This window comes from Rhizobium sp. FG113, assembly GCF_057809895.1.
The window spans coordinates 16,482-39,646 of sequence record NZ_JBMDKV010000031.1; the positions used below are offsets into that span (position 1 = coordinate 16,482).

Below are 23,165 nucleotides of genomic sequence, written 5' to 3' on the forward strand. Positions count from 1 at the left end.
AGACCATTGACGGCAAAGCGCCGTCCGGCAGGACAGCGGAATTTCTGAGGGCGGAACGAACGTAGAGATGGGATTGGCTAAGTGAGCCAACCCCGTGCGCACACGCTTAAGGCGTCGAGGCTACGAAAGACCCGGAGAACGGCGCGCCCGGCTTCTACTCACGCGCCACTACCGTGTCGTAGAGGCCATAATGGGTCAGCCCCTCATGGCTTTCGATGCCTGTATAGCGCAGCGAAGCGTCCTCATATCGGCGGAACGCAAAGACGGCCTCGTTCATGCGCTCGGTGTTGAACACTTTGAGACGAACCAGCAAATGGAAGTCCGCCACCGTTAAGCCGGTCACGGTATGAAACAGGTCCGGCTCCAGCTTGGTGATAACGTCCTGAAGCGTGTTTTCGCGGAAATCCGTCAGGTACATAAAGGCCGGGATGCGCGTCGCAAACTTGATGAGCTTTTCCTGCACGAGTTTGCGCTTGGACTTGTATTCCTTCTCTTCGTCCGTCAGCTCCTTCTTCTCTTTCGCTGACAGTTCGCCTCCCTGCACTTTGGCCTTCTCCTTCAGGTCTTTGACCGCCTCACTCTTATTGATGATGGTTTCGATGATGTTGTCGCCCAATGAGCGCCAGCCTTCGATGCGCTCTACGGCGGCCATCGCTTCGGGATTGTCCAGGACGCGGCGCAGCGTGTCGTTGTCCACATTCACCAACAATGCCGATTCCCATTTGCGGGCAAGCAGCGTGGCCGATGTTCCCGCCATGGCAATATCGAGGATGCCGCCAGCGTCGATTTGCGTCATGTTCGCGCCGTCATAGGCGAGCACGGGCAGGAACGAGACAAGCTCGCGCACCGCATTTTCCGGGTTCGCCTCGCCCGGCGAAAGACCGATGCCGTATTCAGACAATTGCCGCAGCGCGCGTGTGGGCGCGAAATCGAATACAAAGCAGACCGGCTTGAGGATTTCTTCCTCATTGGGATTGTCGCCGTTGGGGTTTTTGATCGACCAAGGCGACTGCACGCGGAACGCCGCCTGAAAATAGGTTTCAGGGGATTTCAGGTTGCGCAGCATCAGAATGGACGACCACTGCGCCACCGTTACGCCGGTTGTCAGCTTGCCACACGACAGCGTGATGGTCTTGGTGTCGAATCCGCTGCCAACCGCCTGCCGGACGGGTGGCAGAGCATCAAGCCCGATCCCTGCCGATGCTCCTGCCGACACAATGACATTATAGTCATGCCAGAACACATTGTGCTTCTCGGCCAGCAGGTTGGCCATCGCGTGGCAGGCGGAGACGTTGGGCAGGAACCAAAACGAATGTTGCAGGTAGGGCAGAAGCCGAACGTCCGAATACGGAAAAGGCGGCCGCGTGCCGGTTTTCAGGCTTTCGACCGCTTGCGGGGCATAGCCGCCCCTGATGATGTCCAGCCATTTCTGCACGTCGGTCTTGTGTGAGAACGTCGCTGCCTTCCCCGTGCCGGTGGCGGCGAAAAAGGCGTTCAGGTCGAACTCATCGAACTCCCCGGCGCTGGCGATTGCCAGCAGTTCGTCGGGCATCTGATAGGTAAGAAGCCGCATCTGCGGCAGCGCTCCATAGGGATTTCGCTTGTCCGGATTCCGCGCGGCAAACTCGGCCTTGGCACGCTGTTCATCGGTATAAGTCCAGTTGAATATCTGTTCCTCGATGAACTCGCCCGTTGCCAGCGCCTTGAACGGCGTGCCTGAGAGATAGAGATAGGCCCGCGTGGTGATGGGCAGGAACTCGGTCTCGCTCTCCGACAGCACGCCCAAATCTTCGTTCACGTCTTCGAGGTCGGCGGCGTATTCGATGCTCGTTTCCTTCTTGGCGACTGCCGCGTCCTCGCCCTCGAACAGCTCCTTGGCAGTGTCACGCCATGCGCCGAAATGATATTCATCGAACACGACTAAATCCCAATTCGTCGTGTGGACCCATTCATGGCGGGCCTTGATATTTCCTGCCTGGTCACGCCCCAGCAGATCCTGGAATGACCCGAAAAAGACTACCGGCTTGTCGCGGTCGATCTGGCTGGGGTCGCGCCCAGATTTGCGCGAGAGATATTGCCAGCCGTCAAAATCGACATGGGATTCGAGGTCGGTTTGCCAGGCATCCTCGACGGCAGGCTTAAAGGTCAGCACCAGCACGCGTTTTGCGCCCAGCTTCTTGGCAAGCTGGTATGTGGTGAACGTTTTGCCGAAACGCATCTTCGCATTCCAGAGGAAGCGCGGCACTGCGGCGGCGTCCTGTTGCCAGCGGGAATGATAGTAGGCGTAGGTCTGTTCGACCGCATCCACCTGCTCCTTGCGCGGCGGAAAATCCTCGTGATGCGTGCCGGTGAACTGCTGACCCGTACGCAGCTCAGCCAACACGGTTTTCACGTCAGCGACCGTGCATCGCATCCATTCGAGCTGCGGATTGGCGAAGCCCTTTCGCCGTAATGCGTCGCGAACGGCATGATCCGTGATGATGCCGCCATCATCTCGTTCGGCGCATTCGTCCAGCTCTATCGTGAAGTTGTTGATAGCAGCGGTTTTGAGCTGTTCGGCAACCCGATGCTTCACGTCGCGGGTTGTCTGTCCAACCTTTAATAGGCCGCTATGGGTGTCGGCAGCGATTGCATAAGCGTAGATACGCGGGCGCGCCACGGGTTTCGGGCTGAGGATTTCCTCGATCGATGGCTTATTCAACATCCGCCTCCATAGGGCGGATCATGCTATCAATGAAAGCCACCTCATCTTCGGTAATTCCGTATTTTGCGTAAAGCAAAGCATCGGTCCACTCGCGGTCCATCGGCAAATCTGGCACAAACTGGAAGCGTTCGTTGTATAGGTGCTGAGTATATTTCCGCAAAGAAACTAGAAAGCGAACAAGGCGGGTTCGAAGGTATCCGGCAAAGCGCTTGGCCTCCTGCTCGGAGGCAAACTTATCAATAACCAAATATGTTTCAGTGCAAGCTGTTCCAGGGCCTGCAATGATTGGGTAATTATATATCTGGTGGGGAAAATTCTCACCGGCTCCGTACGCCGCGCCGAGCAAGACCTTCCATTTATCAACCCACGTATCATTTCTCGGGACGCTTTCCCGCTCGATAAATGTGTCACCGCCATTGCCAATCAGGCGCACAGGTTTCTTCAAACCCTTTGCTTGCGCCGCCCCACGAAAATTTGTCCGGATGCTAAAGGGCTGGATCGGTGACACCTTGGCGGCAAGATTGCCAAATCCGTCTTTCGCGTTGGAGTGAAGCACTTTCTCAAGGATTGGCACCGCCTCGTTGCGCCTGACAAGAACATCATAGGCATCCAAGTATCGTGGGACGGCCGGGGCGGTGAAATCTCCGCCATGCACCGTCGTAACTTCGCAGGGGCCATTCCAAGTGTTGTCCCATAGGAAGTAGGAAACCCCGCCCTTGATCTGTGTGCCGGGGAAAGCCTCCGAAGCGTCTGGATAATCCACGAGCTTTCGAACCCGCTTATCCGCAAGCATTTCGGCGCGATATTCATCCAATCCACGCCCGCCTGCGAACCATCTGGAGGGCGTCACCATGATTACGAAGTGAGGATCAAGCCCTTTCGCGGCTTGTACGAATTTTTGATATATCGGCATCGCAAAACCGCCCACCGAATCGCCGCCACTCTGGCCAAGCTGATATGGCGGGTTTCCGATAATTACGTCGAACTGCATATCGCCTCCAAACAACTCGGTGGTGCGAGTCTTGATGTCGTCAGAATGAATTAGCGCATAGGCGTGCGTCTCAAGATTCTCGCCTCTGTCGTAGTCCCTTTGGTTGGCATTGCAGAACCTGCATTTGCCTTCGACCCAAGTGTGTTCCGTGCGCTCAAACCAGATGTTCCCTTCATCGCTCGCAAGACTACGGGCAACGGAATGCTCGCCGTTGGCGTGTTTCGAGCAATAGAGGCTCCGCCGCGCCAGCAAGCTGGTCAGCCTGGTGATGCCGATACCGAACACCTGTCGGGTCAGGATATGGTCCACCCGCGTTTGCAGGTCGGGGATCTTCCCTGCTAGGCCGGCGATGAGCCGCGTGGTGATCTCACGCAGAAACACGCCGGACTTAGTGCAGGGGTCAAGGAATGTAACCTGGCTGTCGGCCCATATATTCGCACCGCCGTTCCGCGCCGCCCACGCCTCCGCGAGCGTATCCAACATCCGGTTTGCAAACTGCGGCGGCGTAATGACTTCGTCATTGGATAGATTGGCGATACACGTCAAGACATCGGGGTTTCGTCCCCGCAGCGTAAATCCCGCCTGTTCGTTCATGCAGCATCCCCCCTCTCGCCGCTGACAAATCCAGCCATCTCACGCGGCGTCATCGGCGGATATACTTTGGTAGGCGTAAAAATCTCATGCCTGCCCAGTTGGGAAAACAACGAGTCCTCAGCGCTGAAGCTCGCCATGCCGGTCAGCACATCGAGCCGGAAATCGCGCCGCTGGAACTTGCCTTTACCGATATATCCCCACTCCACCACGCTGATGGGCGCGCCGTTCATGTCGCGCATGGTCATGGCGTCGCCGTGAACGAGATTTAGGGACAGTACGAATGACGCGGCGCGGTATGTCTCGTCGCCATCGTCAACCAGATTGAGATACTCGGCGAACACCTCCAGCATGTTCGCGCGGCACTCGGCGATGTTGTCCGGCAGCAACTCGATGCCGTAGCAGCACATCAGCGCCAGCAGCGCGTAGTGCCGCTTCTCGAAGTCGGACTTGCCGAATTTGGCTTCGACAGCGGCCAGCTTGCGTTGCAGGACCGGGACCAGAAAGTTCCCGCTGCCGCAGGCCGGCTCCAAGAAACGCGAGTCAATGCGCTCGGCCTCGCCCTTGACGAGATCAAGCATCTTTTCAACCAGCCAGGGAGGAGTGAACACCTCCCCGTGATCTGCCACGCGCTTTTTGGACTTTATTAGACTCATGGGTACGCGGTCGGCGATTTGCCGATTTCCTTGGAGTTGAGGGCGAAGAATTCGCCGGAATGGGAAGACGGCCGTGTCACAGCTCTCTCGCCTCTTCTTTTGATTTTCCTACAGAAGGGGCCGCTGCGGCCCTTGAGCTTTGCCCGTGAAGGGCGCGACATTGATCTCACTTTCGCGCTTGCGGGCCTGCGCGATATCGAAGCTGTTTTGCATGCGCATCAGCGTATCCATCGATACGCCGAACGCCTTTTCGATGCGCAGCGCCATTTCCGGCGAAAGATGCGCGCGCTCGTTCAACAGCGCCGACAGCGCGGGGCGCGTAACGCCGAGTGCATGCGCGGCGTCCGTCACCGACAGGCCAAGCGCCTCGATAATCTCGCTTTTGACGAACCCGCCGGGATGGGCCGGGTTTTTCATCCTCAGTCCTTGCGCAGTCGCCATGGCCACCTCCTAGTGGTAATCCTCGTAGTCCAAGTCGATGATTTCGATCTCGGCCTGGTCAATTCGGAACGTAATCCGCCAGTTCTTCGTAACGAACAGGCTCCAAGTGCCCTTGCGGTCGCCGGTCAATTGATGTGCCTTCCAGCTCGGCACGGTGCGCAACTCATCCTCGCGCTCCATGTCTTGCAGGAAGGACATGACCCGCCGCAGCTTCGGCACGACTGCCGCCTGCAACCCGCTGAAGTCATCATCCTCGATGAGTCTGCGGAGACCCTTATGGAGTACGTTCCGAATCTTCATCTTCCATCATATCGGCAAGATTGTCGCCTGTCAAGTTACGCTTTACGCTACTCCTGCCTGCCGCACCTGTGGAACGGCTGATTTGCTGATGCCGAATGCGCGTGCGGTCATGGCAGGAACTTTGCGATGCGGTTGAAAGCGGCCTCAAAGCGCGCCAGCGTCTTCTCGACATGCTCGCCCTTCCCCTGAAGCAGCTCTGGATGCTGCAAAAGGTACATGGACGGGTCGAAATGGCTGAACTCGGGGATTTCGGCCGGCAGGACTCGGAAATAGGCTTCAGCCTTTTTGACCAGGCGTGTTGTCGTGGTGTCGGCAGCTTCCAGCCTCTCGGGCGTCAGCGCATGGGCTTTCGGCAGCTGATAGGTCTGATTGACCAGCTCGACGAACAGGGCCGGCTCGAAGAAATCCTCGATGTCGGCCTCATCCTTGCCCGCGATCTCTGTCGCGAGAATGATGCGCTCGTGGTCGAGCAGCGCCGCCTTGTGCAGCTCGTCGAGCTTGCGTTTCTGGCCGCGTTCGAAATCGGTCATGACGGCGACGTTGAGGTTGTTACCGTAAAACAACCGGACAAACGGCAGCACCTTGTCGATGCCGCCGGACGGGCAGATGGCCCATTGCGGGGCTAGGTGGGGCCGCCCGGCCGCCTTGAGCACGGCAGACGCCGCCTGCAAGTACAGGATATCGCTCGGCCCTTCGACCAGCAGCGTATTCTTGCCGATGACTAGCGTTTGGGTGACTTCAAACCCCATCGCGCCGAAGATGGGGAAGTTGGTCTGCGGGTCGGTCGTCAGCACGTCGGGCCGGATTTTTGTGCCTTGGGACTGCTTCCGGTCGCGGGCATCGCGCGTGACGACATCCTCGACCGTGCGCACACTGGCGAGGTCGTCTGCCGGCACTAGGAACGGCGAATGGGTCGTAAAGATGAGCTGGTGATGCGGTGCGATCTGCTCCGCGAAGTAGCGCAGAAGGTCTTTCTGCGCCGTGCCGTGCAGGGTCAGGCCCGGCTCGTCCAGCAGCAGGATGACGTTGCCGTGGCTTTTCTTGATTTGGGCGAATTTGACGAGGAAGGAGAAGAACCAGATGAACCCGGCGGACCGCTCCGAGAACGGCACGGTCACGCCATGCAGCGTGTTTTTTACGCGCGCGCGGGCAACGGGGCCGGCATTGAACGGTGCAGGGTCGGCCGATTTGCCCTCTGAAAGGACGACGGTGATTTCAAGGTCGTCGTTCTGAGTCCAGTACTCGAAAATCTGTTCGGTGATGCGCAAGGCAGCGGCCTCGCACTTCGCATTCAGTTCTTCAAACCGGTCCAGGCTCGCCAGTTCGTCGATTGTCGTGCCGGCATATTCGAGGAAATCGAGGAAGACCCTGTCGCCGTTGTCGATGGGCTTGCCGGCATTTTTGTCGGCATTGAGCTGATTGATAGACAGCGCGCCGCTCATGCGGTCGTAATGCGAAAAATACAGGAACTTCGGAGTCCGAGGGCTCAGGATATCGATAGCCCTGCAACGCGCCGACCCATCGCGGAATTTCTTTATCGCGGCCAGCATCTCGTTCTGGCGCTCGGTACGTTCGCCCAAAGCTTCCAACGCGGCAGCGGCTTTCGAGGTCGATTTCGCCCCGCCGAGTCCGCCCCGTTCCTCTTTGTTGAGGGAATATCGCTTGACCAGCCCTTCGAGCACCTTTTCTTCGTCCACAGGCACGACCCAGGTCGTGCCATCCTGCTCATAGGCTTTCTCGATTTTGACAATCCTGCCGGTGATGACGCCTTCGCCCAGTTCGGCTTCGATGGCGGCCACGTCGCCATCGTCCATCTCCCATTCGGTGTGCATGACGACAGCGTCGCCGTCCGGGTGGCGTGAGTCGTATTCCGAAAGATAACGGCGCGGATAGTTCTCGGTCTTGCCGTATTGTTTGAAGTCTGAGTTGGTCGAGCGCAGGCATTCGAGCGCCTTCAAGAAGGCGGTTTTTCCGGCCTCGTTCTTTCCGACAAGGCATGTCGACTGAGCAATATCGACGGGATTGGAATCGATGATGTTCCGATAGTTTGTCGCGTGCGCCTTTGTAAGCTTCATTCGAATCCGCCCCCTCTGCCTCAAGCCAAAGAACAGACTAGGAACACAGACTCACGCAGTCAAGCGTCACGCGACGCTTAACGCCACTTATCACCCGCAAAGCGGGCAAGGCGTCCGCTAATGGCGGACGCCAAATTTTTCCGCCCGCCGCCGACCTTTCCGGCCTCCGACTTTGGCTCTGCTAGCCCAATTCTCTGGCAAGCGCCGCCCATGCTGGTGCATGGGCGGCGCGGCTCTTTATGCCGCCTCGTCCTGCTGCCCGGCATCGCCAGCGGGCTGCCGGCCGGCGAGGTAATCGGCGGCCCGCTGCGCATGGGCAGCGGCGGCAAAGATGGCCCGCTTGTCGTCTTTCAGGGCGGCGAGCCATGACGCGATATAGCTGGCGTGCTCGGCGCGCGGTTGCGGGGTCAAGGCGAGGTCGGCGCAAACGAAGGCCGCGCCCAGTTCGGCGACAAGTTCTTCCATCGCATAGCCTTCATCGCCCCACCGCTTGCGTCCGAAATCACGGTCGAGGCGCTTGGGGTGTTTCGTCCAGTGGCAAAGCTCATGGGCCAGAGTGGCGTAATAGGCTTCCGGCTCCTTAAAGGCCACAAAGGGCGGCATCTGCACGCGGTCCTCTGCCATGCTGTAGAACGCCTGATTGCCTCCCTCCCTGATGTCGGCTCCGACGAATGCAAAGAATGTCTCGACACGGGCAATGCGCGCCACGGGGTCAAGCGTCGGTGCCTGCACAGCGTAGAAATGCGCTGGAAGCCCGTCCACCTGCTCAGCATTGAAGACGGTGTATCCCTTCATGAAGGGGATTTCCCGCTCCATGTCCTCGCCGGTTGCCTCGTCGGCTTCCGTGCGGGTGATGGTGTTGGCGTAGACGACAAGACTGCCCTTCTCGCCCTTGCGCACCTGCGCGCCAAGCTCCTGCGCCTGCTTATAGGTCAGCCACAGCGGCGCGTCATAGCCGCGCTCGGTCGCTGCCGCCCAAAGCATCAGGACATTGATGCCGCGATACGGGATGCCGTTGGCACGCAAGGGCCGGGTGATGCGCCCTGCCGCATGGTCTGCATTCCAAGGTTTCAGCCACGGGCAAACGCCCTTTTCCAACTCCGATATGATGCTGTCGGTTACACGCTGATAGATGTCTTTCCGTTCCTCACTCATGGCCTTTCCTTCCTTGGTTAGCTGGTTGCGCATGCAACCGGACTAGCCACGCGGCGATGAGCGGGGGTTCGGCGGTCAGGGCCGCCGCCGGGGACAGGGGCATCTCCCGGCTTGGCAGGGAGCGAGCGACCGAAAGTTGGGGAACGCCCCGGCGGCGTCCGCAGCGAAGTGGAGGATGAAAGCCTTGACGGCCGTGGGGCCGCAGGCCCCTTTCTCGAAGGATGCGGGCAACGCCCGCTGGTCAGAGCGCCGGCAACGCCCGGCTCTGCTGTTCCCAATGCGCGAAGGATGGAAACCGGCTGGCGGAGACGCTGCGCGGCTCCGGGCGAAGCCTGACAGCCTGGTCCGCAGGGCGGACGCGCCCGTACCTGGCTGCAATATCTGGTTCCGCAATCATCAGAACCGCTTCAGGATTTCCCCGAACCGACGTTCTGCAATCCGGGCCTGACTGCCAATCCAGACTGTGAATCTGCATCGGTCTGTCCTTGAAACGCGCAAGCGCAAATTCCCGTTTCCCCTGCCTTCACTTTGTTGCAGGCGGGCGATTCCCCTCGGTTTTTGCGCCTGCGCGCCGGCCTTCCCGACGCGACAGGGCATTCACAAGGCTGGCAATCAAGCCGGCCGCAAAACAAGGGAGAAAATCATGAACCGTTTACTGACCATCGCCGAACTGCAACATCGCAGCCAATCGGAACTGCGCGCCCTGTTCCGGCAGGCGTCGCAGGCTCTCGCCCGCACCGCGACCGGCACGCCGGAGCGCTTCGCCGGACTCGCAACGCTGGAGAACATCTCGCGGGCGATGACGATGAGGATGGGGTCGCCGGGCTTTTAGCCCGGTGTTTCCCCCGCTCGGGTTGTGGCGGCCTCGGCCGCCAGATCCCTGCGCAGCGCCTCGGCGGCGCGGGCGCAATCGACCCACGCCATTTGCCAGTCGAGGATAAGTTCGGTGTTCATATCCGCCACCGCCATCAGGATGGCGCTACGCGCCGCCTTGCGATCATTCTGCGCAAGCGCATCGAGCGCCGTTTCGATCATGCTGCGCCACTCGCGCCCTGCGGGGATAACGGGACCGCCGAAAAACTCATAAGTCTGGATGGCGTCTCGAAGATAGCGGCCGGCCTCTCCCGCTTCCGGACATTCCCGCTGGAATGCGCGGGCGGATCGCTCCGCCATGTTGCGGGGGCGTCCGCTGATTTCTCCGCCGCCTTCATTGCTGTCGTCTCTGACTTCCGCGACGCGGCCAATGCCGAGATGCTTTTCGACGGCATCGAACGGCGTTTCGGAGCGGAGGTAGACGAGCGAGCCGACGACGTTGCCGTCGCCGTCGAACAGATGGGCCGTCGCCTTGTCGGTCAGCACGCGCGCGCGATGCTTGCCGTCGAGATAAAGGTCGATCTCCTGCACGGAGTCGATCCAGCAATTTATCGGCGGATGTTGCACGCGATACGCCTGCCGGGCGGCGGCAGCCGCCGCGACATAGCGCGGGTCGTCCTGAGGCCGTCCCGTCCATTCGATATCGCTGTCGTCGTTCGTGTTTCCGGCCATCGTCCTCTCCCGCCTACAATCCTGCGCTTCCTCGCTTCAGATTTCCACACCGCTATAGTGATTACTGCCGAAGATGCCTGTCGTCGGCATCTATGCTGCCGGCATACTCGCGCTTGAGAAGCGCGACCGCCTTCTCAAGCGTTTCGCCGAGGCCCCAGCCCTGCTGGTCAGCAATGCCGCAGAAAGATGACACTGTTTCCGGTGTGGCTTTGAGGTTCAGCTGCATATTGCGGCCGGTGCGACGACCGCGCAGAGGACTGAGCTTCGGGGTCTCCGAGGGCGCAGGCTGCTCCGCCGGAGCCTGCGGCTCGCGGCTGCGAAACCCCGCAGCTGCGGCTACCTTTGACGTTTCCGCTTTCGGTGGCTTGTCATTGGCCGGCATGTCCGGGCGCGGCATCCACTCGGCCGGGTCGAAGTCGTCAAGTGTCTCGGTGAAACCAAGATCAGCACGCTGCTTATCCATGTCACGCCACCTTGGGCGCGACGGCCGCGCTCTTGAGCTTAGCAATGACTTCGCCGGCAAAAGCGCGGGCGTTCTCCCGTGCCTTTTCGACGTTGCTGACCTGGTCCGGTGTCAGATCGGACAGCAAGCCACCATAGTCAAAGATGTCGCGGTAGGCGGCGCGCTCGACTATCGAAGTCGTCAACACGTCGATGCCCGCCTTGTCCAGCTGGTCGCGCACGTTGCGCAATGCCCGTGATGCGACGGCGGCGCTGGTGCGCGTAAGCAGAATGCTGTGCGCAATGGTCCGCCGCGCCATGCGTTCCTGATTGCGGATGAGCTTGATGGTCTTGGCCGCGCCTTTTGCGTCCATCGACGCGCCCTGCGTGGGAATGAGGACAAGGTCAGACATGCCGATGGCGTTCGCCACCATAAGGCTGGCCGTACCCTCAAGGTCGACAATGACGAATTGCGCCTTCTTCGCGGCGCTCTCGATGTGGTCGACGATGGTGTCTTCGCTTACGTCCGCGATGATGTCGATGGTGGCCGGCTTGCCGGGAAGTTTGGCCCACTGGGAGATCCAGCGCTCGGGGTCGGCGTCGATGATGGCGACGCGCGCGCCCTTGGCGGCGAGTTCTCCGGCAAGAAGCAAGGCTGAGGTTGTTTTTCCGGCTCCCCCTTTGGGGTTGGCAAAAGAAATAACGGGCATGAATACTCACAACTGTAATATTACAGGAACACCATCAGTCAAAAATACCAGAATTTCAGAGCGCAGCGAAATACATTCGATAGCTATCCGGCTGTTATCCGGATGCTAGCGGATAGCCTGCTACCGGCTAGCCAACAGGTAGCTATCCATTGGCTATCTGGTCGCTATCCAGCGCAAGCCAAAGGCAGACAACACTATGACAAACGCCAGCGCGCGAAGTCGTCCTGCGATTCGTCTTTGAAAGATGCGCCGTCGCGTGCGCCGGGCGTCCTGCACGCCGCGCAAATCCTTGGTTCCCAGAACTGACTTGCTATAGCGCCGCACATTGCGGACAATTCACAAAACCCATTGGGGTCTCATGTAATTCTTTTGGAAACCAAAGAGGATTTATTGAAGTAACAAAAAGAAAACCCGCCGAAGCGGGTGCATTAAAATCAAAGATATTCGCGATGTGGTAATCCGAATATCTCAGACTCCTAGAAACATCGCAAGTAATTTCTGCGACGGGTTTGTGCGCCCTGATTTTCTGCGGGTTTTCTCCAATCATAAAGGAGAAAACCAGTGACTATGCAAAATGATCCGAAGACCGCCTTTATCGAATCGGCGCGCAAGCTCAAGAGTCGAATCGTGACGCCGGGAGCCGTTCCGCAGTCGGCAGGCATCCCGGTTGCCAGCGCCGAACGGCGCAGGCGGTCGCTTAACACCTGCCATCGCTATGCGCAGACGGAACAGCCGCGCAAGGCAACGCTGCGCGCCAGCCGCGCCTATGTGCCGGAACTGGCGGCGCGCATCGAGGACGATCCCAATCTGACCGACGGCGCGCGTCGCTGTGCCCGCAAGATTGCCGAGCTGACCTATCGACAGAACAGGGAAGGCCGGGCGCTGCCGGTGACAGTCACATACCTCGCAAAGGCGCTCGGCCGTTGCCGCCGGTCGGTGCAACGCTATCTCCGCCAGCTGGAGAGGGAGGGCTATGTCGCGGTCGATGTCGTCGTCTCTCAAAGGGCGAAGATGTGCGTCGGCCTTGTCGTGCGGCTGCTTGAGCCGCTGATGGCCGCACATCATCGCAAGCGCTGGCCGCAGGGCCTTGGGAATCCAGGGGCGACACGAAAGTCACTGAATCAGAGCAAGGGATATTATTCAGGAGCGGAAAGCCACCGTATGAGTGCCGAACAATGGGCGCTGCGCTGTATGGATGGGGTTTTCCGCGCCTTTATGAAAACTGACCCGCTCGCCGGACTGCCTGCAATCGCAACCGCGTAAGAATCTTGCGCCTTCAGCAGCGCTGTTCCTCGCCCGTTTGTGGGGCGGAGAGGGCAGTATTGCCTTCAGGGGGTGGTTCCGGCCGGGTCAGAGCCGGGAACGCACCACGGCGCAACGTCGGGTAAAGGCGGCGGCATCACGCGCCAGCCTCCGGGCGGCAATGCCGTGATAGGTCCGGTCCAGCTCGATGCCGACATAGTCGCAATCGGCATCGCAGGCGGCGACCAGGGTCGAGCCCGAGCCGCAGAACGGGTCCAGCACCAGCCCGCCTTGCGGGCAGAACGCCTCGATGAGCGGCTTCAGAACCGCCACCGGCTTCTGCGTCGGATGCAGCTTGTTGCCGGTGTACGGGAAGTCGATGACATCGGCCGGCGGGTTCTCCGGCAGGGCCGGTTGGCCCTTGGCCAGCACATAGGCGGATTCGTGCGTGTAGGTGACGAACCGGGCGGATGAAGCGTATTTCTTGCGAAACACCATGTGGCCGACAATCCGAAAACCGGCCGCGCGCCAGGCGCTCATAAAGCGGTCGGTCTGCGCCCAGCCATAGAAGCTCACGCACAGGCTGTCGGGCTTCAGCACGCGGAACATCTCTCGCGCCGCCGGCTCCAGCCAGCGGCCATTGTCATCGCCCATGATGCGGCGGCCGTCGCGGGATTGATAGCGCACGAGATAGGGCGGGTCGGTCAGGATGAAGTCGACCGAACGGGACGGCATCTGCCGCATGACGCTGATGCAATCACCCTGATGGATCACGTTGCGGGAATTGAGATTTGTCTGGTTCATGGCGTCCTCCTGCCTTGCTCTTGCGTTTCGATGCAGAGGGACAGGACGGCCGGCTGAAGGGACGGCGCACCGCCGGTTCACGGCCAACACGGGAGCCCGGACCTTATCCGGGCGAAGGAGCGGGCGGGCCGTTGCGCCGTTCCTGCGGGCCGTCATCGATGCAGCCTTCTCGAAACGCCACAAGGCAGAGGAGCCCTGCCGAACGCAGCCTTCGCGCGGCGTGACCAGCCTGTGCTCAATCCTCTCGTCATGCCGGCAGGCACGCTCCGGGCATGGACAAGGTCGCCCGCAAATCTGCCGTTATCGCGCAATCAGAGCGCCACGGCTTCCGCGTGGTTGATGACCTTGCGGGTATGCCGGTGTCGGAGATGGAGCTTGATGCGGTCGAGGCCTTCTTGATGGCCGCGTTCAGGGCTGTCATGGCAGGCGAAATGCCGCCAATGGCGGACCTCGCGGGCATTTGCGACTCGGAACGGCCGCAAACCCATGCTGAAATCATGAAAACCGCTCGGGGCCGGGAACGAAAACGATGAAGGCCATACTACCGAATGCCGAACAGAGTGCGCCGCTCAGGGCAGCGCTTTACATGCGCGTGTCCACAGGCCGTCAGGCCGAAAGCGACCTGTCGATTCCCGACCAGCGCCGTCAGGCGACGGCCTTCTGCGCGGCGCGCGGCTGGACTGTCGCTGCTGAGTTCGTCGATGCCGGTGTTTCGGGCACGACGGACAACCGTCCCGAGCTTCAGCGGTTCCTGGAAATTGCCACCGGCGGCGGCTCGCCGTTCGATGTCGTGGTCGTGCATTCGCTCAGCCGCTTCATGCGCGATGCATTCTTGCAGGAAATGCACGTGCGCCGGCTCGCCAAGGCCGGCGTGCGGCTTGTGTCGATGACGCAAGAGGTGGGTGACGACCCGGTCGGCGTCATGGTGCGTCAGGTTTTTGCGCTGTTCGATGAGTACCAGTCGAACGAAATCCGCAAGCACGTCAGCCGCTCGATGAACGAGAATGCCCGGCAGGGCTTCTGGAACGGCGCGGCTCCGCCCTTCGGCTATACGACCGTAGCGGCCGGAGAACGTGGTGCGCGCATCAAGAAGAGGCTCGCCATCGACCCGGTCGAAGCCGAAACGGTCCGCCTCATCTTTCGCCTCGTTACAGAGGGCGACGGGACGTCGGGTCCGATGGGCATCAAGGCGGCAGCCTGCTGGCTCAACGAGCATGGCTACCGGACGCGCGGCGGGGCGCGGTGGGGGATTGGTCCCTTGCACGCGCTTGTGACCAATACCGTCTACAAGGGCGAGGCGGTGTTCAACCGCCGGGACTCAAAGACCCGCAAGGAAAAGCCGGCCTCCGAGCATATCGTTGTTGCCTGCGACGCGATTATCGAACCGGCGAAGTTCGATGCGCTTCAGGCGAGCCTCAAGGCACGCAATCCCAAGGCATCGCCGCCGCGCGTGGTTACGGGGCCTATCCTCCTTACAGGCATTGCCACCTGCGCCAGCTGCGGCGGCGGCATGACGCTGCGAACGGGCAAATCCGGTCGGTATCGATACTATGCCTGCGCCACCTGCGCGCAGAAGGGCAAGTCAGCTTGCAAGGGCCGGTCCGTTCCGATGGACCGGCTTGATGATGCGGTCTTGGCGCGCATCAGCGACGAGTTGCTGACGCCTGCACGCGTCGCGGACCTGCTGCACGGTCTTATGGACCGGCAGACGCGCAAGGACGCGGACTATGGCGCCCGCCTGTCGGCGTTGCGGGCAAAGCTGTCAGATGCGGAAGCCCGCCTTGGCCGGCTCTACCAGGCTATCGAGAACGGCATCGCCGATCCGGCAGACCCGACGCTCAAAGACCGGGTTGCCACCATCAAGAAAGAGCGCGACATCGCACAGGCCGCCTTCGACAGGGCGGTTGCCGTGATGCGCCCGGAGGCGCGCATCACGGAGGACAAGATAGCGGCGTTTGTCGATGTCATGCGCCAGAACGTGCTGACCGGCGACACGTCCTTCCGTCGCGCCTATCTGCGCGCTGTCATCGACAACGTCGAGGTCGATGACACGGAAATCCGTATCCACGGAAGGCAGACGGTTCTTGAGCGTCTTGTGATGGGTGGCGGGGCGGCTCCAGCAGGAGTGCCCAGTTTTGTTCGTGAATGGCGCACCCGACAGGATTCGAACCTGTGACCTTTGGAATCGGAATCCAACACTCTATCCAGCTGAGCTACGGGTGCATGCCTGAGGCGGTTTGAATCGCCTGTCCGATGGGTGGTTCTTAGCCTAGCTTTTGGCCGGCTTCAATCACCAAAATGAAAAGTCCGCCGTTCTGTCGATCGGCGGACCTTCCTTGTTGCGGTTTGTCTGATCACACCTGCATGGCGCCGGGGCCGGGGATGGCCTTGGGGGGGACCTTGCCGAGGATGATCATGCCGAGCACTTCGTCCTTGGTCACGTCCTCGGTGCGGGCGTGGCCGACGACCTGGCCGTTCTTCATCACTGAGACGCGGTCGGCGAGATCGAAGACGTCGTGGATGTCGTGGCTGATCAGGAAGATGCCGATACCTTCCTTCTTCAACTGCTTGATCAGCTCGCCCACCTGCGCCGTCTCCTGCGGCCCAAGGGCTGCCGTCGGCTCGTCCATGATCAGGATGCGGGCGTTAAAGAGGATGGCGCGGGCGATCGCCACGGATTGCCGCTGGCCGCCCGAGAGCGCCTTCACCGGCTCCTTGAAGCGGCGGAAGTTGGGGTTGAGGCGTCCCATCACCTCGCGCGTCGAGGCCTCCATGGCGACGTCGTCGAGCGTGCCCCACTTGGTGCGGATCTCGCGGCCCAGATAGAGGTTGGCGGCGGCGTCGACGTTATCGGCGACGGCGAGCGTCTGGTAGATCGTCTCGATGCCGTATTTCTTGGCGTCGCGCGGGTTCTTGATATCGGCGGGTTCGCCGTCGATCATGATCTCGCCGCTGTCGCGCTTGTAGGCGCCCGACAGGATCTTGATCAGCGTCGACTTGCCGGCGCCGTTGTGGCCGAGAAGGGCGACGACTTCGCCGGGGTAGAGATCGACCGAAGCATTGTCCACGGCGTGGATGCCGCCAAACGAGATCGAGATGTTCTTCAGTTCCACGAGAGGAGTGTTCGGGCTTGGGGAAGTGCGTTGATCAGTCATATCCAGGCTCCTCTTACTTCGACCGCGAGCGATAGACGGTGTCGAGCCAGACGGCAACGACGAGAACCGCGCCCACGACGACGTTCTGTATGGGGGTATCGACATTGGCGAGACCCATGCCCGACTGCAGCGACTGCATGACGAGCGCGCCGAGCATGGCGCCGGCGATCGTGCCGGTGCCACCGGCAAGCGACGTGCCTCCGATGACGGCTGCCGCGATGGTGTAGAGCTCGTAGGTCGTCCCTTGAGAGTTGGCGGCGGCATTGAGGCGGGCGGTCGAGATGGCCGCGGCAACGGCTGCCAGGAAGCCCATCAGCGCGAAGATGCGCACCGTGACCCAGCGTGTCTTGATGCCGGCGAGCTCGGCTGCTTCAGGGTTGCCGCCGATCGCGAAGACATAGCGGCCGAAGCGCAGGCGGGTGGCGATGAAGGTCATGACGATGCCGACGAGGACGGCGATCAGGACCGGCACCGCGATGCCGTAGGAGATGAAGAGCCCCGTCTCCGGCCAGGCGATGGCGTTGGCTTCTGCGTATTTCTTGGCGATCGCGACAGGCCAGTAATAGATGGTCGAGACCCAGATGGCGCCTAGAACCAGCGCGCAGCCGAGAACAACAAGGAAATACTCGGCCCAGAGCGGCCGGCGCGGGAAGTTGAAGCGCTTGCGCTGGTGGCGCGAGCTGATGATGCCGACGATGATCAGCACGCAGGCGATCAGCCCGATAATCCAGCTCCATGTGGCGCCGACGGAGCCTTCCGCACCGCCGCCCATGATGCGGAAGGTGGTGTCGAGGGGGGCGACCGTCTGGCCTGAGGTGACGTACCAGGCAAGGCCGCGCCAGGCGAGGAAGCCGCCGAGCGTGACGATGAAGGAGGGGACGCCGAGGAAGGCGATGATGACGCCCTGGAAGAGACCGATCAGCGTGCCTGCGATGAGGCCACAGATGAGCGTGATCAGCCAGGTCCAGGAATTGTCGAAGCCGAGATATTGCGGCAGGAACTTCGCCTGGACGACGCCCATGATCATGGCCACTAGGCCGAGCATCGAGCCGATCGACAGGTCGATGTTGCGGGTGACGATGACGAGCACCATGCCGGTCGCGAGAACCGCGATCTCGGTGGTCTGGACCGAGAGGTTCCAGAGGTTGCGCGGCGTCAGAAACAGCCCGCCGGTGTAGAGATGAAAGCCGATCCAGATGACCAGAAGTGCCGCGACCATGCCGAGCAGGCGCGTGTCGATCTCGGTTGCGCGCAGGAAGCGCGTGAAAGGATTACCCTCCGCCGAGCGCGGATGGCTCGATGAGGATTGCGTGATGTTTGCCATGGGTTTGCCGTTTCCCCCATTGTTTGGGCTCTGGCGCGGGCGCCCGAAAGCCCTTGCCGAGGTGCCCTGTTCTTCAAAACGACCACCGAGAGACTTCCGAAGCGGCCGCGTGGGGTGCGGCATCGTTGCGGCAGGGAATCAAAGCGTTCGCGGTGCGTTGCGAGGCGGGGAGCGCTTCAGTTAGGCTCCATCCGCATCCGGCGCCGCGGCGAGATCGCCACGGCGCCGGTGTGTTGGCTCAGCTGGCGAGGATTAGTCGCAAGCCTTGACGCTGCCGGCCTTTACCCCCTGGCAAGCTTCAGCCTTGGTGATCCAGCCTGCGTCGATGACGACGTTCAGGTTGTCCTTGGTGATCGCCTGCGGCTTCAGGAAGATGGACTGCATCTTCACCTTCTTCGGACCGCCTTCGAAGGCGGTTACGCCGTCGATCTTGTCCATGGTCTTGCCGCCGGCGAGGTCGAGCGCGATTTCAGCAGCGCGCTTGCCGAGTTCGCGGCTATCCTTCCAGACGGAAACCGTCTGGGTGCCGAGCGCGATGCGGTTCAGAGCTGCCTTGTCGGCGTCCTGGCCGGAGACCGGAACGGTGCCTGCCATGCCCTGTGCGTCGAGCGCAGCAACCGCGCCGCCGGCCGTGCCGTCGTTGGAAGCAACAACGGCGTCGACCTTGTTGTTGTTGGCGGTCAGGAACTGTTCCATGTTGCGCTGGGCGTTCTGCGGCAGCCAGCCGTCGGTGTAGGCTTCGCCGACGTTCTTGATCTTGCCCGCGTCAACGGCAGCCTTCAGGACTTCCATCTGGCCGGCGAACAGGAAGTCCGCGTTCGGGTCGGAAGACGAGCCCTTGATGAAGACGTAGTTGCCTTCAGGCTTGACCTTGAAGACGCCTTCAGCCTGCAGGCGGCCGACTTCTTTGTTGTCGAAGGTGATGTAGAAGGCAGCCGGGTTTTCGATCAGGCGGTCGTAGCCGACGACAGGAATGCCTTCAGCGGCAGCCTTTTCGATGGCCGGGCCGATTGCGTCCGAATCCTGCGCGAGAACGATCAGGGCGTTGGCGCCCTGCGAGATCAGCGATTCAACGTCGGTCAGCTGCTTTGCGGCGGACGACTGGGCGTCTGCGGAGATGTACTTGGCGCCCTTGGCTTCGAGTGCCTTCTTGATGGCGGCTTCGTCGGTCTTCCAACGCTCTTCCTGGAAGTTGGACCACGACACGCCGACCACGAGGTCTGCTGCCATTGCGGCGGTATGCACCGATACGAGGATGGCAGCACCTGCCATCAGCTTCAAAACATGCTTCATAATATCCTCCCGAATAGAATGCGGCCAGCCCCAGCCAGTGGTTCCTCCGGCCGCCGCGATGTGCTGTCGGGAAAGGTTTTCATTATTTTCTCGACAGTCGAGAAATTAAGTGTCAGAGAATTTTTCAACTGTCAACACCGCACTACCTGTGAATGATCTCTCACGTGGAGGTTGTTGGAGATACGGTGTGAACGAGGGGTGGAATGCACGCGGGAATAGGGCGGCCTTCATGCTGAACAGATCGAGCACGGAACTGGTGCGCCAGCGCAACAGCGTGCTGGTGCTTGCCGCGCTGAGGCGTCATGGCGCGCTTTCCCATACCGAAATAGCTGATTTCACCGGACTTTCCTCGGCCACGATTTCGGCGATTACCGCCGATCTCGAAAAGGGCGAGGTGATCGAGAAGTCCGAGCAGCAGGCGGCGAGCGGCCGGGGACGGCCGCGCGTGCAGTTTCGTCCGCGGCGCGACAGCGGCTATCTGATCGTCGTCATCATTTCGTCGGATGGCGTGCAATATTCGCTAGTGGATTACGCCGGCACACTGATCGACCGGTTCGGCGAGGACCGTTCGCACGATCCCGATGGCGCGGCTCGATTCGCGGATGCAGTCGGGGAGGGGCTGGAGCGGCTGCTCGAGCGCTCGCGGCTGTCGCGGGACGAGATCAAGCTAATCTCGATCAGCAGCAAGGGGCTGGTGAGCTCGGATGATGCCGTGCTCCTGTGGTCACCGATCTTCGGCAGCGACCGGATCGATTTCGAGGCGGCGCTGAGGCCCGCATGGCAGGCGAAGATCATTCTCGACAACGAGACGCTACTGGTTGCCGCAGCGCTTGGCGCGCGCGAAGATGCGGGCAATCCCGAGGGGCTGCGGTCGCTGGCGGCTTTGTCGCTGGGGCACAGTATCGGGCTCGGGATCGTCCGCAATGCGGGGCCGGCCGAACGGGAGATTTCGGCGCCCAATTTCGGGCACATGCTGCATGTGGCGAATGGCGGTCTTTGTCGCTGCGGGAGCCGGGGGTGCATCGAGGCCTATGCCGGGTTCTACGCGATCCTGCGCATGGCCTTCGAGGTGCCTGACGATACGATCCCGGCGAAGTTCGTGCCCGTCGGCGAGCTGGATAAGATAGCGGCGCGCGCGCGTCAGGGTCACCGGATGTCGGCCTTTGCCTTCCGGCAGGCGGGCCTTGCGCTCGGAAATGGTCTGTCGCGGCTGCTCAGCCTCACCGAGCGGATGCCGGTCGCGATCACCGGGCCTGGTACGCGCTATTACGAGCTGCTGCGGCCCGGGATCGAGGAGGGGCTTGCCCAGTCGCACATGGTGCGCATGCAGGGCATGCCAGAGCTGCGGGTCGTGTTCGACGAGCCGCTCCTGGTGTTCGAGGGGCATCTCAACCGGGCGCTGTCGGTCATCGACGGCGATATCGTCCAGGGTGGGCTCGGCTAAGTATGAACGCTCAATTCTCGAAACATCATCTATCTGATTTTGTTTTTTTGCTCATTATAATCTAAATAATTTTTAGCCGCCGATCGATTCTGTAATAGTAAATTTAGATATAATTTGCGAAATATCTAATACGAATTGATTGATTCCCATGAATATTTAAGGTTGACTGAGGTTTTGTATTGAAAATACTATATCTAATAATTTGGAGCGGCTTGTATGACTTGGGTGGACTTTGCGCAGGTGGTGTCTGGCTTTAGCGCTGCTGCAGCGGCTGCGTTTGCGGGTCTGGCAAACAGGAACGCAATTAAACTGCATCACATTGCGATGGCTTCGCAGATCGACTTAAAGCGCCAAGAGACCTTTATTCAGGTTGCTGGCAACTGGAACGGTGAAACTTTACTTCATACTCGCACAATAGCGGCAAAATGGTTGTCGAAAATACCTGCCGGCACCGATCCCCAAGAATGGCTGGCATCGCAAGCTGAGGCACCTAAGTGGGCGCAGTTTGCTGTGATCGCTCACTATCTGCGATACGTCGAAGGACTGATAAAGCAAGGCATTTTGGACGAAAAACAGGTCGCCAATCATCTTAGCGCAGCTGGTTGGTGGGCTCGTGAATTGATGTGCCTTTATAATGTGTGGGGAGAGGAGCATCTGATGGTAAATACGCTCTCAGACTTGGTCCTTCGATACAATCTCCGTCCCGATGCAAATCGGACTGGAGTGTTGCCTTACCCAGCCTATTATCTAGCTCAATTGGAGCTGAAGAAGCCGCGACCGTTGGAATTCTCTGCGACGTGGGCTCCCGAAAAGCGGTAAGGACCAATCGTGCTACGACAGAGCATCCGAACCTGCGGCCCATCTAAGCCGCGGATGTGCGGCGCCGGGTGAGCGTCCTGCCGATCTTCTGTCCCTGCATCTCGATGAACCTGTGACCGACCGCGGACAGCGCATAGACGATCGGGATGGTGATCGCGATCGACAGCAGAAAGCGCTGGAAGTCGCTGATATCGTGGCCGTGCGCCTTGATCAGATAGGCGATGACGGGCTGCATGACCAAGAGGTGGATCAGATAGGCGCCGAAGGAGAGTTCGCCGAGTTCGTGGCAGAACCTGTTGCCCATGAAATCGGAAATCCTGTTCAGCGGGTTTGCCAGCGGGCGCGGCAGATGGGCGTGGAAGATCAGCGCGAAGAAGGCCACCACAAGCCCGAGGCGAACGACTTCGCGCATGACGGTCATGCCGCCGCCGATCGGGATCGCCACGAAGGCCAGGGCCAGGAGGAAGTGAGCGAAGGCTCTTCCGCTTCGGGCATTGAGCGCGCCGGCGAGCAGCATGCCTGATGCGAAGACGTGCATCTTCAAGGGCAGGAAGGCCGGCATTGGGAAGTTGATGCCGACAAGGCGGAGCGCCATGGCGATGGCGACGCCGGCGATAACCAAGCCGATGCTCCCGCGCAGCCATCCGAGCCTGTGGATGAACAGCATCAGGAAGGGCAGGGCGGCGTAGAACTGCATCTCGAGGCTGATGCTCCAATCCGGCAGCGGCGTGCGGAAGGCGTGTGCCGGCGACAGGCCGAAGAGGAAGCTCACATGCAGCAGCACGTTCTCAAGGCTGCCGTCGAGATAGCGTTCGGGCAGCTGCGGCGTCACGCCAAGGAAGTGGTCGATCACCATGCGGCTCTCGAAGATGACCGGGCCAAGCGCGATGGCAATCGCCAGCATCACGTAATAGAGCGGCGCGATGCGGAAGAAGCGGCGGGTCCAGAAATTCGACCATGTCGAGATCTCCGACCACGGCTCCTTGTCCTGGCGCAGCTGATAGTGAAACACCATCAGGAAGCCCGAGAGCATGATGAAGAGATCGACGCCGAGATCGGGGTCGCCGATCAGCGGCAGATGCCATCCGGTGAGCAGCATCGCGTGCCCGATCAGCACCCATAACGCGGCGATGCCACGCAAGCCATCGAGGCTACCAATTCGCCCGGAAGAGCCCGAAATACCCGCCATCTATTGGTCACCCAGTTCGTCGGAGGTGGCATGAATGGCCCGAGAATTGAAGGAAACCAATGGCTAATCAGAGACTATGGGCGCTGTAACAAACGTCGGACGTGCGGAAAATTTGCTAATATACAAAGGCAGGCAATGCACTTGCGAGGGCCGCGCCAGGGGGCGTTTTGTGATCGGACCACTCGATTGTTACATGCGGCGTTAGAGCGTAGATGCTGCGCCAGCGGCAAAAACGAGAAATGGCCGGGTCGGGCCCCGGCCATCTCCTATGTGGCTTTCGGTCGGG

General features: G+C 60.5%; 21 protein-coding genes and 1 tRNA gene. 6 read left to right on the top strand and 16 right to left on the bottom strand.

Features of this window, described 5'->3' with window-relative positions; genetic code table 11:
• Positions 1-154: 154 nt before the first annotated feature.
• The 7 genes from ACODTZ_RS33935 to ACODTZ_RS33965 form a co-directional block, all read right to left on the bottom strand.
• Positions 155-2,704, bottom strand: a complete 2,550-nt coding sequence (locus ACODTZ_RS33935; RefSeq protein WP_489031491.1) for a GIY-YIG nuclease family protein — start codon at positions 2,702-2,704, stop codon at positions 155-157.
• Positions 2,694-4,289 carry an Eco57I restriction-modification methylase domain-containing protein gene (locus ACODTZ_RS33940; protein ID WP_489031493.1) on the bottom strand — a complete coding sequence of 532 codons (1,596 nt, stop codon included), beginning with the start codon at positions 4,287-4,289 and terminating at the stop codon, positions 2,694-2,696. The genes ACODTZ_RS33935 and ACODTZ_RS33940 overlap by 11 nt, the downstream gene beginning before the upstream one ends.
• Positions 4,286-4,942: an N-6 DNA methylase gene (locus ACODTZ_RS33945; RefSeq protein WP_489031495.1), complete on the bottom strand. Its 657-nt coding sequence runs from the start codon at positions 4,940-4,942 to the stop codon at positions 4,286-4,288. The genes ACODTZ_RS33940 and ACODTZ_RS33945 overlap by 4 nt, the downstream gene beginning before the upstream one ends.
• A 108-nt stretch (positions 4,943-5,050) precedes the next feature.
• Complete coding sequence (locus ACODTZ_RS33950; RefSeq protein WP_489031497.1) at positions 5,051-5,383, bottom strand: HigA family addiction module antitoxin; 333 nt, start codon at positions 5,381-5,383, stop codon at positions 5,051-5,053.
• 9 nt (positions 5,384-5,392) lie between these two features.
• Positions 5,393-5,683, bottom strand: coding sequence for a type II toxin-antitoxin system RelE/ParE family toxin (locus tag ACODTZ_RS33955; RefSeq protein WP_489031499.1), 291 nt, complete (start codon positions 5,681-5,683; stop codon positions 5,393-5,395).
• Positions 5,684-5,790: 107 nt separating this feature from the next.
• Complete coding sequence (locus ACODTZ_RS33960; protein WP_489031501.1) at positions 5,791-7,758, bottom strand: AAA family ATPase; 1,968 nt, start codon at positions 7,756-7,758, stop codon at positions 5,791-5,793.
• 237 nt (positions 7,759-7,995) lie between these two features.
• Positions 7,996-8,913: an ArdC family protein gene (locus tag ACODTZ_RS33965; RefSeq protein WP_489031503.1), complete on the bottom strand. Its 918-nt coding sequence runs from the start codon at positions 8,911-8,913 to the stop codon at positions 7,996-7,998.
• Between the two features lie 643 nt (positions 8,914-9,556).
• Here ACODTZ_RS33965 and ACODTZ_RS33970 point away from each other — a divergent pair.
• Entirely contained in the window at positions 9,557-9,745 is a 189-nt protein-coding gene (locus tag ACODTZ_RS33970; protein WP_489031505.1) for a hypothetical protein, read from the top strand.
• Here ACODTZ_RS33970 and ACODTZ_RS33975 read toward each other — a convergent pair.
• The 3 genes from ACODTZ_RS33975 to ACODTZ_RS33985 all read right to left on the bottom strand — a co-directional run bounded on the left by ACODTZ_RS33975 (position 9,742) and on the right by ACODTZ_RS33985 (position 11,609).
• A complete protein-coding gene (locus ACODTZ_RS33975) occupies positions 9,742-10,458 on the bottom strand; it encodes a hypothetical protein (protein ID WP_489031507.1) in 717 nt (238 codons plus the stop codon). The genes ACODTZ_RS33970 and ACODTZ_RS33975 overlap by 4 nt on opposite strands.
• 61 nt (positions 10,459-10,519) lie before the next feature.
• Positions 10,520-10,921, bottom strand: a complete 402-nt coding sequence (locus tag ACODTZ_RS33980; RefSeq protein WP_489031509.1) for a stability/partitioning determinant — start codon at positions 10,919-10,921, stop codon at positions 10,520-10,522.
• Between the two features lies 1 nt (position 10,922).
• Positions 10,923-11,609 carry an AAA family ATPase gene (locus ACODTZ_RS33985; protein ID WP_489031511.1) on the bottom strand — a complete coding sequence of 229 codons (687 nt, stop codon included), beginning with the start codon at positions 11,607-11,609 and terminating at the stop codon, positions 10,923-10,925.
• Between the two features lie 567 nt (positions 11,610-12,176).
• Here ACODTZ_RS33985 and ACODTZ_RS33990 point away from each other — a divergent pair.
• Positions 12,177-12,872, top strand: coding sequence for a helix-turn-helix domain-containing protein (locus tag ACODTZ_RS33990; RefSeq protein ID WP_489031526.1), 696 nt, complete (start codon positions 12,177-12,179; stop codon positions 12,870-12,872).
• 87 nt (positions 12,873-12,959) lie between these two features.
• On the opposite strand, the gene ACODTZ_RS33995 is transcribed toward ACODTZ_RS33990, so the two are convergent.
• Positions 12,960-13,655, bottom strand: coding sequence for a DNA methyltransferase (locus ACODTZ_RS33995; protein ID WP_489031513.1), 696 nt, complete (start codon positions 13,653-13,655; stop codon positions 12,960-12,962).
• 272 nt (positions 13,656-13,927) lie between these two features.
• Here ACODTZ_RS33995 and ACODTZ_RS34000 point away from each other — a divergent pair, with 272 nt between their 5' ends.
• On the top strand, positions 13,928-14,188 hold the full coding sequence (locus tag ACODTZ_RS34000; RefSeq protein ID WP_489031515.1) for a hypothetical protein: 261 nt from the start codon (positions 13,928-13,930) through the stop codon (positions 14,186-14,188).
• Positions 14,185-15,831, top strand: coding sequence for a recombinase family protein (locus ACODTZ_RS34005; RefSeq protein WP_489031517.1), 1,647 nt, complete (start codon positions 14,185-14,187; stop codon positions 15,829-15,831). The genes ACODTZ_RS34000 and ACODTZ_RS34005 overlap by 4 nt, the downstream gene beginning before the upstream one ends.
• Here ACODTZ_RS34005 and ACODTZ_RS34010 read toward each other — a convergent pair.
• The 4 genes from ACODTZ_RS34010 to xylF form a co-directional block, all read right to left on the bottom strand.
• Positions 15,802-15,878: transfer RNA gene (locus ACODTZ_RS34010), tRNA-Arg, on the bottom strand. The genes ACODTZ_RS34005 and ACODTZ_RS34010 overlap by 30 nt on opposite strands.
• Positions 15,879-16,009: 131 nt before the next feature.
• Positions 16,010-16,810: an ATP-binding cassette domain-containing protein gene (locus ACODTZ_RS34015; RefSeq protein WP_026282772.1), complete on the bottom strand. Its 801-nt coding sequence runs from the start codon at positions 16,808-16,810 to the stop codon at positions 16,010-16,012.
• 13 nt (positions 16,811-16,823) lie between these two features.
• Positions 16,824-18,134 carry a sugar ABC transporter permease gene (locus ACODTZ_RS34020; RefSeq protein WP_018897225.1) on the bottom strand — a complete coding sequence of 437 codons (1,311 nt, stop codon included), beginning with the start codon at positions 18,132-18,134 and terminating at the stop codon, positions 16,824-16,826.
• Positions 18,135-18,386: 252 nt separating this feature from the next.
• A complete protein-coding gene (xylF, locus tag ACODTZ_RS34025) occupies positions 18,387-19,427 on the bottom strand; it encodes a D-xylose ABC transporter substrate-binding protein (RefSeq protein WP_018897226.1) in 1,041 nt (346 codons plus the stop codon).
• Between the two features lie 229 nt (positions 19,428-19,656).
• On the opposite strand from xylF, the gene ACODTZ_RS34030 reads away from it, so the two are divergent.
• Positions 19,657-20,871 (top strand): ROK family transcriptional regulator, encoded by a 1,215-nt coding sequence (locus ACODTZ_RS34030; RefSeq protein ID WP_489031520.1) that lies wholly within the window; start codon positions 19,657-19,659, stop codon positions 20,869-20,871.
• Between the two features lie 216 nt (positions 20,872-21,087).
• Positions 21,088-21,690, top strand: coding sequence for a hypothetical protein (locus ACODTZ_RS34035; protein WP_489031522.1), 603 nt, complete (start codon positions 21,088-21,090; stop codon positions 21,688-21,690).
• Positions 21,691-21,733: 43 nt separating this feature from the next.
• On the opposite strand, the gene ACODTZ_RS34040 is transcribed toward ACODTZ_RS34035, so the two are convergent.
• A complete protein-coding gene (locus tag ACODTZ_RS34040) occupies positions 21,734-22,879 on the bottom strand; it encodes an acyltransferase family protein (protein WP_489031524.1) in 1,146 nt (381 codons plus the stop codon).
• Positions 22,880-23,165 lie beyond the last annotated feature (286 nt).